Origin of the sequence: Vibrio sp. THAF64, assembly GCF_009363455.1 — a bacterium.
In the GTDB taxonomy this organism is placed as follows: domain Bacteria; phylum Pseudomonadota; class Gammaproteobacteria; order Enterobacterales; family Vibrionaceae; genus Vibrio; species Vibrio coralliilyticus.
Genome location: NZ_CP045356.1, coordinates 355,741 through 368,262, shown reverse-complemented (window position 1 = coordinate 368,262; position 12,522 = coordinate 355,741). Strand labels below are relative to the sequence as shown.

At 44.0% G+C, this 12,522-nt stretch carries 10 protein-coding genes; 4 read left to right on the top strand and 6 right to left on the bottom strand.

The genetic code is table 11. From position 1 onward, the window contains the following. Nucleotides 1–174 precede the first annotated feature (174 nt). Nucleotides 175–1,752, top strand: a complete 1,578-nt coding sequence (locus tag FIU99_RS18200; RefSeq protein WP_006960794.1) for a BCCT family transporter — start codon at nucleotides 175–177, stop codon at nucleotides 1,750–1,752. 69 nt (nucleotides 1,753–1,821) lie between these two features. On the opposite strand, the gene FIU99_RS18195 is transcribed toward FIU99_RS18200, so the two are convergent. The 5 genes from FIU99_RS18195 to FIU99_RS18175 form a co-directional block, all read right to left on the bottom strand. Beyond that, nucleotides 1,822–2,541 carry a 3'-5' exonuclease gene (locus FIU99_RS18195; RefSeq protein WP_006960795.1) on the bottom strand — a complete coding sequence of 240 codons (720 nt, stop codon included), beginning with the start codon at nucleotides 2,539–2,541 and terminating at the stop codon, nucleotides 1,822–1,824. A gap of 7 nt (nucleotides 2,542–2,548) precedes the next feature. Continuing rightward, entirely contained in the window at nucleotides 2,549–4,438 is a 1,890-nt protein-coding gene (locus FIU99_RS18190) for a DUF294 nucleotidyltransferase-like domain-containing protein (protein WP_006960796.1), read from the bottom strand. A 108-nt stretch (nucleotides 4,439–4,546) separates the two neighbouring features. Further along, on the bottom strand, nucleotides 4,547–4,933 hold the full coding sequence (gene cueR, locus FIU99_RS18185; RefSeq protein ID WP_006960797.1) for a Cu(I)-responsive transcriptional regulator: 387 nt from the start codon (nucleotides 4,931–4,933) through the stop codon (nucleotides 4,547–4,549). Nucleotides 4,934–5,112: 179 nt separating this feature from the next. Beyond that, entirely contained in the window at nucleotides 5,113–6,147 is a 1,035-nt protein-coding gene (locus FIU99_RS18180) for a porin (protein ID WP_006960798.1), read from the bottom strand. A 469-nt stretch (nucleotides 6,148–6,616) separates the two neighbouring features. Continuing rightward, nucleotides 6,617–8,224, bottom strand: coding sequence for a bifunctional diguanylate cyclase/phosphodiesterase (locus tag FIU99_RS18175; RefSeq protein WP_006960799.1), 1,608 nt, complete (start codon nucleotides 8,222–8,224; stop codon nucleotides 6,617–6,619). A 267-nt stretch (nucleotides 8,225–8,491) separates the two neighbouring features. On the opposite strand from FIU99_RS18175, the gene FIU99_RS18170 reads away from it, so the two are divergent. Beyond that, a complete protein-coding gene (locus FIU99_RS18170; RefSeq protein ID WP_095664349.1) occupies nucleotides 8,492–9,685 on the top strand; it encodes an acetate/propionate family kinase in 1,194 nt (397 codons plus the stop codon). Between the two features lie 71 nt (nucleotides 9,686–9,756). Here the strand turns inward: FIU99_RS18170 and FIU99_RS18165 are convergent, their stop codons facing one another. Then, nucleotides 9,757–10,632: a LysR family transcriptional regulator gene (locus FIU99_RS18165; protein WP_006960802.1), complete on the bottom strand. Its 876-nt coding sequence runs from the start codon at nucleotides 10,630–10,632 to the stop codon at nucleotides 9,757–9,759. 112 nt (nucleotides 10,633–10,744) lie between these two features. On the opposite strand from FIU99_RS18165, the gene eamB reads away from it, so the two are divergent. Beyond that, the gene (eamB, locus tag FIU99_RS18160; protein WP_006960804.1) at nucleotides 10,745–11,329 is read left to right on the top strand and encodes a cysteine/O-acetylserine transporter; all 585 of its coding nucleotides are present in this window, start codon (nucleotides 10,745–10,747) and stop codon (nucleotides 11,327–11,329) included. Between the two features lie 76 nt (nucleotides 11,330–11,405). Beyond that, complete coding sequence (gene purU / locus FIU99_RS18155; RefSeq protein WP_006960806.1) at nucleotides 11,406–12,338, top strand: formyltetrahydrofolate deformylase; 933 nt, start codon at nucleotides 11,406–11,408, stop codon at nucleotides 12,336–12,338. Nucleotides 12,339–12,522: the final 184 nt, after the last annotated feature.

The following is a 12,522-nucleotide window of genomic DNA, read 5'->3' as shown; positions in this document are numbered from 1 at the left end:
TCGTATTCGTCCAAAAAGTGGTCAAATAATAGTGATTTACTGGAATGATCTGTATCTAGGCGTACAATGGTGTTGAGTCGATCAAGTCTTGATATAGATTAAATTGTTTTTATCACTAACGATTTTTCTATCTGAAGACTTGATTAGGGAAGAATATTCATCAAGAGAGGAAAGATGACTAAAGGTATAGACAAGTACAGTATCGATAGTACCGATTACACCATCGGACAAGATAATGTACAGAAGTGGGGGTTTGATGTTCATAACCCCGTATTTGGCGTGAGTGCCGGATTCATCGGATTATTCCTATTTGCAGTGCTGGTTATGGATGCGCAGTCTGCAAAATCGTTGCTGGATGGCTTGAAGTTTCAAATTATCGGGAGCTTTGACTGGCTATTTATCTGGTCTGGAAACATTTTTGTTGTTTTTTGTCTCGCGTTAATCGTAAGCCCATTGGGTAAAATACGTCTTGGTGGTCAAGATGCGACGGCTGATTACTCATTCATCTCTTGGCTATCGATGCTTTTTGCTGCGGGCATGGGTATCGGTCTGATGTTCTGGAGTGTTGCTGAGCCAGTTGCTTACTACACAGGCTGGTTTGAAACACCGTTAGGTGTTGAAGCCAACACACCCGAAGCTGCGAAACTGGCGATGGGCGCAACGATGTACCACTGGGGCCTTCACCCTTGGGCTATTTATGGTGTAGTTGCTCTGTCTCTAGCGTTCTTTGCTTACAACAAAGGTTTGCCGCTTTCTATCCGTTCTATTTTCTATCCAATTCTTGGTGACCGTGCTTGGGGTTGGGCTGGCCATATTGTTGATATCTTAGCGGTATTAGCGACGTTGTTTGGTCTTGCTACTTCCCTTGGCTTGGGCGCACAGCAGGCAGCGAGCGGCATCCATCATGTATTTGGCCTAGATGCAGGTATGGGTCTACAGATCGTTGTCATTACGGTTGTAACTTTACTGGCTGTCGTATCAGTAGTTCGTGGTATTGATGGTGGTGTAAAGGTTATCAGTAACATCAACATGATCGTAGCATTCTTGCTACTGATTCTGGTTGCTCTGATTGGTTATGCGGTGGCGTTTGGCAATATTGGCACAACACTAATGGCTTACGTCGAGAATATCATCCCGCTAAGTAACCCTCATGGACGTCAAGATGAAGCTTGGTTCCAAGGCTGGACAGTATTCTACTGGGCGTGGTGGATCTCATGGTCGCCATTCGTGGGTATGTTCATCGCACGCGTATCTAAAGGTCGTACAGTACGTGAATTTATGACAGCGGTTCTGTTGGTACCAACTGCGGTAACGCTACTTTGGATGTCAGTATTCGGCGGTATTGCGATTGACCAAGTGGTTAACAACATCGGTGAGCTGGGTGCAAACGGGCTGACGGATGTTTCGCTAGCAATGTTCCAGATGTTTGACGTACTGCCTTTTGGTACTGTTCTATCAATCATCGCGGTGATTCTGGTTTTGGTGTTCTTTATCACGTCATCTGACTCGGGCTCACTGGTTATCGATAGCATTACTGCTGGTGGTAAAGTCGATGCACCTGTACTTCAGCGTGTATTCTGGGCCTTTATGGAAGGTGCAATTGCAGTTGCTCTTTTATGGGTTGGCGGTACTGAAGCGGTTCAGGCGCTTCAGGCGGGTGCCATTTCAACTGCCTTACCGTTCACCTTTGTATTGTTGATGATGTGTGTCAGTCTATTGATGGGTATGCGCACTGAAAAATACGATCGTTAGTCGAAACGGTAAAATTGAAAAAAAGGGACGAATTTTCGTCCCTTTTTTGTATCCGCGATTTACTTCTTATCAGACCCAAATCTGATTGAGTTTTGTAGACCGTTCATAATGATAGGCGATTTGCGCCTGTAACAACTCCGCCGTGGCGACCGCATCAGTTAAGGCATGATGTGGCGTGTACGGAGGAAGACCATAGCGCGCTCGGCTTGCGCCTAACCGGACTGAATCCGGCTTCTTACCTAACACTTTATTTAGTATTCCGCCGTGTAGGCGCTGTTGGTAGAGGGTTTCAAGGTGCATGGTATCGACGACAGGAAACTCAATCCCTTCATTAATTCGATCCTTGAGTGCTCGATCAAAAAACTCTCGCTCAATTCTCTGATAGTGCACCACCATGATTTTGCCTGCCATCTGCTCCAAGACTTGATCATAAACTTCCGATAAGTCCGGTGCATCGAGAATATCACTGTGGGTGATACCATGAATGATCACTGATTCTTCAGCCAGTTGCTGACGAGGTCGTACCGTCCAGTGATGAGCTTGATTAATAAAGATCCTGTTGAGATTAAACGGCACAGTTCCAATGGTGATGATGTCATCTTGCTCTGAATCTAAACCAGTGGTTTCAAAATCCATGGCTAGAAAGGTCACATCTTCCAGATTGGTATCGGCACTTGGAACTCCAGCGCTGTAGTAACGCTTGAGTGAGTCATTTCGGCTAGTCTGTTGTTTCGCCTGAAACTTCTTTTCCCAATCAATCGCTGGTGCACGCATCATATTTTTGAACATCGTTCACCTACTTAAAGTTGTTGCTGGCTTGGTAACGGAATTTAAGGAAATTCTGTGCGTTACTCAGGATTTGGAAAGCATCTTTCAAGTTGCGTCGTTCGAAATCAGATAAGTTCTCCGGTTCGATATTGTTATCCGGTTCGATCTGATTCTCTACATCGAGTGCTTGGTGACGAATTCGCACCATGGAAATAAACTCAAGCGCGTCTCGTAAGTCGCGTGCTTTGCCTTTAGGTAAAATGCCGGCTTCGTGAATATCATCTAAGCGTTCAAAGGAGTTGGTAGAACGAGATCCTACCGCTAATGCGTGAACGCGAATTAAGTCGGCAAGTGGTGCAGTGCCGCGACGCTTGAGGTTAATAGAGTTTTTATGTTGACCATCTTTCTCCATCACAAAATCTTTGAAGAAACCGAGTGGTGGAGTTCGATTCATGGCGTTACGAGCCAGACAGGCTAGGAAGCGATTATTTTTGCGTGAACGTCTGACAATAAACCCATTGAGTTGTTCTGCCCATTTCAGGCGTCCGTATACACCTACTAGGTCAAAGAAGATGGAGGCATTTAATAGGGCCTTCGGGTTCGGGTCGTCAATCCAGTCGGCAAAACACTCTTCCCATTCGCTTCGGGTCATTCGCCATTCTGGATTGGTGGCCATGATATCACCTGTACAATAGGTGTAACCGCATTCGTTTAATCCATCACAGATTTTCTTTGCCAGCGCTGAGAAATAGTCGTCGTGCTCTTCCTTGACATAGGAGTTATCGAGAATGATGGCGTTATCCTGATCGGTGACCAGAATTTGCTCGTCTCGGCCCATAGAGCCTAAAGCGAGAAAGCAGTATGGGATAGGGGGTTCGCCCAGTTCTTCTTCGGCCAGTTCAATAATTCGTTGTTTAAAGCTCTTACCAATCACCGACATGGCACTGCCGACCATGTGAGAGTTCGCATCTTCGTTGACCAATCGTACGAAGCTGTCTTTTACCTGTTCTGACAATGACGCAAGCTCTTCAATCGATTGCTGCTGGAAGATACTGCTTACCAAGAGTAGAGAGTTTTGGGATTCGTAGCGGACGATGTCCGTTGCTTCGATGATGCCAATAGGCTTCTTGTCTTTTAAAACAGGAAGGTGATGTACGTTGTAACGCAGCATGGTAAGCATCGCTTCGTAAACGTACGCATTATGGTCAAGGGAAATGACCTCAGTTGTCATCACGCTGGACACTTCATCGTTAGCATCAAGACCTTCAGCCAACACTCGGGTGCACAGATCTCGGTCGGTGATGATGCCGACAAGTGGTGAGTTGTCTTCTTCGTTGTCTTCAAGAATGTCGGGATCGATGATCAATAGTGAAGAGACATTCTCCTCAGCCATTTTGATCGCTGCATTCTGAATGGTTTCTGTCTTTTCCAAAAATGGAGCGTCACCGGTGAGGAGCGTGCGTACTTTGGATGTGGTCAGATCATTTTGCTCATTGGTGCTTGAAACGGCTTGGCGAAGTCGTGCGGTATCTTCAACTTCAACAAAATCTGCAAAGGTCTCGTGATTGTCGTAGAGCTCCTGGAAAACCGCTTCAGGAATGCAGTACACCAACGTATCTTTGGTCGCTTTGGCTGGAAAGCGTACTTTGTTATTGGTGAGCAGGCCCATTTGCCCGAACAGCGCACCTTCATCCAGCCGGTTGTAGAGTTCACCTTTGCGCCGATAAACTTCAACAACACCACTGCGAACCATGTACAAATCGTGGATTTCGTCGCCAAAGTGGATGACTGGCGTATCCTCACGAAAATAAGAAATTTCAACATGCTTGGTAACGAAGTTGAGCACTTCATCTTCGAGCTCATCAAAAGGTGGGTGCTGAGAGAGGAAATTCTTTATTTCCAGTAATTCTGCTTCCATGAAGACATCCGAAGTAACTGTGTAGTCTTTCAATGTTACATGATCTGAGGATGTACTTCATGATGGGTTGTTGAAAAGGTTAAGAAAAACAACAGCCGTTTGTGAGCTTTACTTGGTCAGGTCTTCTATGATCGGACAATCGCTATTTTCATCACCGGGGCAGGCATTAACCCAACCTTTTAGTTGTTTCTCTATTTCACGTAGCTCTCGAATTTTTAATTCAACTTCTTTGAGCTTCTCCTGAGCTTTGGCTTTTACTTCGCTGCTTTTGCGTTTTGGGTTATGAGCTAACTCCACAAACTCTTTGCATTCTGCTAATGAAAACCCGGCATTTTTTGCTCGGGAAACCAGATTAAGCTCCTGAACGTGCTGCTCGCCATATTCGCGATAACCCGCATCACTGCGAGTTGGGGGAGTAATGACGCCTTTTTCTTCATACAAACGAATGGATTTACTGGATAATCCGGTGAGCTTTGCCACGGAGCCTATATTCATGGTGTACCTCTGCCACAGATAGCGTTGCGAGCGCTGAAACATCTCTATTCAGTTGTACTACTTTATGATCCTTACGCCAAACTTTTTAGCGTCAGAAACGGAAAAAGCTCACTCCGACGGGAGTGAGCAAAAACTGGCATGCGTATTCTACGCCAGGAATAGGACAGTTTTTCTAAGAGTTACAGGTAGTAACGAGCACCGATAACCCATTTGTCATCAGAGTTGTAGCCTGTTTCGTCTTTCAGGTCGAATTGGTACGCCGTGTAACCAATGAACTTAGGTGTGAAGTTGTATTCAGCTTGTAGCGCCATTTCTTCACGTGCAGTCACCGTTGAACCACCTTTAGTTTCTTTACCTTCAACTTGTTCGTAGTTCACGATTAGGTTAAGGCTGTTTTCGAATGCGTAAGATGCCAGTGCTTCGTATGCGTCACTTTCTACAAGCGGAGTTGAGCCGTTGTAGTTCATGTATTCATTTGAACCGTAAACACCCGCTAGGTATAGGCCGTTACCGTAAGTACCGTACTTAACAGAAACTAGGTGAGATTCTGCCGTTTCTTTTGTTGAAGTGCCTGTGGTGAAATCACCAGTGTTAAATGTGTAACCTAAGCCGAAATCAGCGATAGCGTAAGTCAAAGCAATCTGACCACGGTCATCGTATACCGTCTTTACGCTAGTTTCTTCGTTAGTCTCGTCTTTTGAACCCTGCCAACCTAGACCGAATGACAGGCTACCCATCTCGCCGAAATCAAAACCGTTACGGTAGCTCACCATCTTGTCAGCACGGCCAGTACCAAGGATTCCGTGATCGTCGTAGATAAATTCGTTAGCGAACGCGATTGGCATATCAGCCACACCAGCGACGTCATAGTACGGCGCCCACTGAGTACCTACAACACCACGACCTAGTTCTTCATGAGTGATACCCACATAGCCAAGACGAGTAGTAAATGTCTGATCGCCACCATCTAGGTAGTTAAGCGCCCATTCACCTTTTGCGTCTGCTGTGAAGCCGTGGCCGATGTCCTGAGTAGCGTTAAAGTTGATACGTGGAGAGTTTGTGCCTACGTCAGTGTGACCTTGCTCAGAGCCGTTAACGTTCACAGAAACGTGACCGCCAATAGCGAAAGTGGTGCCATCGTTGTTGTATAGCTCAACAGCGTAAGACGTGGCAGATAGGGAAGCGATTGCAACAGCTAAAATCGTTTTTTTCATAATAAAGTCCATATTATTTAGCCAGTTAGTTGGCTTGATGTTTGCTCGTGAATACACGATGCGAAAGACTCTACTGTGAAAGTTCCTTGGTTCTTCAAAAAATAAAATAAAAAGTTAGAGGGAAAGAAAAACCTTAAATAACAATAAATTGATACCGTTATATTTTTTTATATTTGTATTTTTTATAGATACATTTTGTTACTCATGGATGGGGGTTATTGGTCGTAATTTGGTGATATCGAGTGGAAATTGCTCAGTGATAAATTCGACGATTCAATCATGAAAATGATACCTAATAGCCATAAGCTGTTTACTTAGTAAATAAGTCATCACAAAGCGCAACAGTATGAAGATACTACTTATCCATTAGTATCTAAGACTTAACCTCTGCTGTTGGGAAGCCAACGTCTTTTTGGAGGCATTGGTAGTTGGCAAGGTGTCTATGTTCTACTTCAGCTCGAATGGTTTGTTAAGGCTGTTTAGCCAATTCGACAATTTGGGGGGGATTATGCTTCTGTGTCCAACGGATAGCTTCATCAATCTTCAGTGCAGGGCTGTAGAAAAAGCCTTGAATATAGTCGCAGCCATAATGTCTAAGCATGTTCAATACTCGCTCATCTTCAACACCCTCAGCAACGACGGTATAGCCTAAACCATGTGCCAGCGCGATGGCATTAGAGACAATAGAGCCATTACGCTGATTCGTTTCCAATTGATATAGGAATGAACGGTCAATCTTGATTTGATCAACAGGCAAATCACGTAACAGTGACAGAGAAGAGTAACCAGTACCAAAATCATCTAAGCTGATTTTAAATCCAAGATTTTTCAGGCTTTCTAGCAATTTTTCTGGGCTTCTCAATCGATTAATCGCCGTGCTTTCTGTGATTTCTAAGATGAGTGTTTCGGTAATATCAGGATAAATCTGAATCAGCTTTTCCAACTGACGCTTGAGGTTGTTCCCCATTAAGTCTTTGGCTGATAGATTGACGTGAACAGGGCAGTCAATTCCATTCTTTTTGAGTTTTTCAATATCCGCCGAGACTTGATCAAGCACCCAACTGGTAATAGATGTGATTTTGTTGCTTTGTTCGGCAACGGGAATGAATTCTACAGGGCTGACTAGCGTGCCATCTGGCTTTAGCCAGCGTATCAAGGCTTCATAACCGCAGACAAACGCATTCGTTCCACATAGGATTGGCTGATAATAAACGCAAAACTCATCGTGTAGCAGAGCGGCATCTATTTCCCTCGCAATACGTAACTTACGTTTTGCCCCCTGACTCATTTTATCGTCGTAGCATGCCACTAAATGGCCTGATTTTTTCGCCCAATACATCGCTACGTCTGCGGCATGGATGACTTGTTCTGCATCGTCTCCGTGCCGTGGAAATTCGCTCAAACCTATGACGGCACCTGTACTAAGTTCAAATCCGTCAATGGCGAATGGTTTGCGCAGTTCGACGTCAATCTCCTTTGCGAGTGCTTTTGCGCTGGCTTCATTACTATCAAGGCATATGATGACAAATTCATCGCCACCAATACGAGCAATAAAGTCTTCCTTTTTAAGCAGCGAGGAAATTCGTTGGCCAATCTGAATGAGTAGCTGGTCCCCGCAAAAATGACCCATCCCGTCGTTAACTTGCTTGAAGTTGACGATATCAAGCAGCATCAGATCAAAGGGCTTGTTTGATTCGATAAGTAGTTCGATGGTTTCAATACAGTGCTTTCGGTTTGGTAGGGCGGTCAACGAGTCATGCAGTGCATTGTGTTTTTCCTCATCAGCAAGTAAGTGAAGTTGCTCAATACTTTGCAAGCTATAAGTGGTGACCATGTACACGAATACGCTGCCGCTAAACAGAATAATACATAAGCTAAACAAGACGGGTGTGACGTCTGGATTGGCGAAAATTGAACCTAAAACAAAGGTATAGCCGACAACAAACCCGATGATAAGGTAACTCAGTACCTGCCAGCCTACGTGTTTTATCTTTCGACAAATTTTGTTAGCTGGAATGTATCCCGCTAATAAAATGATGATGCCTGATATAACCAGAAAAATTGCTAACGCCGACACGATTTAAACCATAGAAACACAGTTCGCTTATTTCATAACGTTTATTTGTTAGAGTTTAGTGTAGGTCTGGATCGCATATTTATAAAACTGACAATAAATTCATTGCTCGAATTAAATCGCAGATTGCGTTAGATCAACAAAAAATCGTTTCGATTGAGGTTGTGACTAAAATAAAGTTGAATCATTAAAAAAATATTGAATAATGTAAAGCACACAACAAAAAGCATTTTGCTTTCAAAATTCGGTCTGAAACAGGATATACACTCCATGTCTAACTCGTTTGTGCTGGTTATCAACTCTGGTAGTTCTTCTCTTAAATTCGCGGTTATCGATTCCGTCACTGGTGAGGCTGTCATAACTGGATTAGGGGAATGCTTTGGCCTCTCCGAAGCGGTAATCGGCTGGAAATATAAGGGTGAGAAAACAGAGGAGGCCATCACTGCTCCAGACAACCACCATCAACACGCGATTAACCGAATTGTTGGCCTGATGGAGTCATTAGGTTTTACTCAGGATCTGGTTGCTGTGGGACATCGTATCGTGCACGGTGGCGAAAAGTTCACTTCAACAGTTCGTATCGACGACGAAGTCTTGGCTGAAATTGAAACCTTGTCTGACTTGGCACCGCTCCACAACCCAGCAGGCGCAAAGGGAATCAGAGCTTCAATGCAAGCGTTCCCGAGCCTTCCTCAGTTTGCTGTCTTTGACACAGCGTTTCACCAAACAATGCCTCAAAAGGCGTTTACTGGTGCGATTTCAAACGAACTGTACAAGGAATACGGCATCCGCCGATATGGTTTCCACGGCACCAGTCATTACTTCGTCAGTCGTGAAGCGGCTAAAATGTTAGGTAAACCTGTTGAGCAATCCAGCTTTATCTCTGTGCATTTAGGTAATGGTGCATCTGTTTGTGCAATCAGTAATGGACAATCTGTCGATACATCGATGGGCTTTACGCCACTGGCTGGCTTGATGATGGGTACACGCTCTGGTGACCTAGATCCAGGTATTATCGAGTTTTTGATGAAGAAGGGCTGGAGTCAGGAAAAAGTCTTCGAAACGTTGAATAAGAAGTCTGGTTTCCTTGGTGTGTCTGGCTTAACTTCTGACGCTCGCGGCATTTTGGAAGCAATGGAAAATGGCCACGAAGGCGCCAAACTGGCTTTTGAAGTCTTCACTTATCGCGTCGCTAAGTACATCGGCTCTTATCTTATTCCTCTTGAATCGTTAGATGCGATCATCTTTACTGGCGGCATAGGTGAAAACTCGTTACCTATCCGTCGAGAAATCCTGAATAACCTCAAGCTACTTGGTTTCATTGAAGACGAAAAAGGGAATGAAGATGCACGCTTCGGCAGCGCTGGCATCATCGCTAAGTCTGACATACTCGACGCTGTGGCTATGGTGATTCCTACCAACGAAGAATTTGTTATCGCCCAGCAGTCTGTAGAGTTACTGTAATAGACGTTGCTGTTAATATTAAAAAAGCGAGCTTAGTGCTCGCTTTTTGGTTTTTGGGAGCGGGGTAATATTTAGTATTCATTACGCATACAGTCAATGAAGACATCCATCGCAGGTGTTACACATTTTCCCGCATGATACCCGCACCTAGGCTCAATCATTTGTGGTTCGTTGGTAAAGGAAATCTCTTGTAAGCGACCATTTTGCAGCTCTTCTTCAACAGTAAAGCGAGGAAGATATGAAATTCCAATGTTGCTCTCAACGCAGTTTTTTATGGTGTTAATGCTACTCAACTCAATCATGTTATCGATGGTTATTGCTCGCTCTCGGATGATACGTTCAAAGGTCTGGCGAAAAAGGCACTGAGGGCCATTACTGATGAATCCTAACTCAACGTGTTGGCCTTGTTTTTGTAAATCCAACCCTTTTAAAAGCGGTGATCCGATCAGCACTAATGGTTCTTGCTCAAATTCATGAACTTCTAGCGCATCGTCATTGCCGACCTGATAAAACACGCCCAAATCGGCTTTATCAGCAATCAGCTCATCTCGAATTTGATAGCAGTTTTGTGATTGCAAAGAGAGCCTGACTTTTGGGGCTCTTATTCGAAATTCTTTTAAAACCTTGGCCATTTTATATGCGAGTTGAGTTTCGGCGACCAATACTTTCAGCTCTCCTGTTGGCTCAGAACTTTCTTGTTGTGCCGTTCCCTCTATGTTTTCCATCACTCGTGCGAGCTCGTAAACATAAGGAAGAATTTTTTCTCCCGCTTGAGTGAGCACCATCTTACGGCCGATTTTTTCAAACAATTGTAGTGAAAGATCTTGTTCTAACTGCTTGATTTGAAAGGTCACTGTCGACTGAGTGCAATAAAGCTTTTGTGAAGCTTTTAGAAATGATCCTTCCTCAACAATGGTTTTAAACGTAAGGAGGCGTTTTAGATTCATGGCCAAACTCCCAACTTTATAGTTCGAAAAATTCAAACTCAAGGTTCAAATACATTCAATTTTTTAATTAATTGTGGCGGAGTATAGTGCACGAAAAACAGGAGAGATAGAGATGAGTGCCATCTACACTGCATTTTTCACCTACGTTATCATTACTTCCATCACGCCGGGGCCAAACAACATCTTGTCGCTCAGTGTTGCGACACAATACGGACTAAAGCGTTCAACAAAAGTCATTTGTGGAATGTTCTGTGGTTATATTGTGCTAATGCTTCTGTGTGGCTTGTTTACTTACCACATGGTTAACGTTTTGCCCGTAATTACACCTTGGCTGACATGGGTGGGTGCGGTTTACATCGTGTGGCTAGCCTGGGGAATTGCGATGAGTGATATCGACACTGATTCAAAAAACTCACAAGGTATCACTTTCCTTACTGGCTTTGGTTTACAGTTCGTGAACGTAAAAATTATTCTGTATGGAGTAACATCAATATCAACATTCGTGCTGCCTTACACACAAAACATCTATTGGATCTTAGCGACGAGCCTGTTACTTGCACTTATCGCGCTTGTCAGTAACTTGGTCTGGGCTGTCGCAGGTAAGCTGCTTCAATCGCAATTTCAGAAATATGGTAAGGCTATCAATATGGTCTTAGCGATAACATTGCTCTACTGCGCCGTACAGCTATTTGCCTAGTTAATGGATGCCGGTCAAGAATATGGAGTCGTATTAAAGCTTTAGCGCCAAATCTCTTTAAAATAAGGTGACACTCATGTTGCGTAATCTAGGGCGCTGCATGAAAAATGAGAAACAAAAGCTGGTTAATACGGCGTTAGGAAAAGAGATGAAAACTTATATTTTAACCGCTAGTTGCCCGAGTAGAGCAGGGACCGTCGATGTAGTTACACGATTTTTACTAGAATTTGAATGTTACATCAAAGAGTTAAACTCATTTGACGACACTCTAAACGAACGTTTCTTCATTCGCGCAGTGTTCAGTGTACAAAACGGCCAAGAGCTAAACCGAGCATCCTTTGAGGCGGCATTTTCAGCGCGCGCTTCAGAGTTTGATATGGACTGGGAATTAACACCTTCCGATTATCGACCAAAAGTCGTGATTATGGTTTCTAAGTATGATCACTGCCTAAATGATCTGCTTTACCGCTACCGAACGGGTAATCTTAAAGTCGACATCAAGGCGGTAATTTCCAATCACCCGGACCTACAATCTCTGGTCGAGTGGCATGATATTCCATACCACCATTTTCCTATTTCGGCGGAGACCAAGCCTCAACAGGAAGCATTAGTACAATCAGTGTTGGACGAAACAGACTGTGAACTGCTGGTACTTGCACGCTACATGCAGGTTCTTTCGCACGATATGTGCAGCCGCTGGTCTGGCAGAGCGATCAATATTCATCACTCGCTATTGCCTGGCTTCAAAGGGGCTAAACCTTATCATCAGGCATACAACAAGGGCGTTAAACTGGTTGGTGCAACTGCGCACTATGTAAGTGATGATCTTGATGAAGGGCCAATTATCACTCAAGGGTTAGAGACGGTTGATCATACTTATTACCCAGAAGATTTGGCACGAAAAGGGCTGGATGTTGAATCACTCACACTAGGCCGAGCTATTCAATATCACGTTGAGAAACGCGTGTTCATGTATAACGACAAAACGATTGTATTTGAGCGTTCGTAGTGCATATTTATAATCGTAGCTCTTCTGATGAATACATCAGAAGGGCTGCATGTTGTTCATCGTGTACTTTTGAGCTTACTTTGGTCATAGCGCGCCTTATTTAAATCGCACATTCTTTCTCACACGAACAAAAATAAGACAACCGATGGTTAAAAGTCCGGATTTAATCACAAGAGAATTAAAC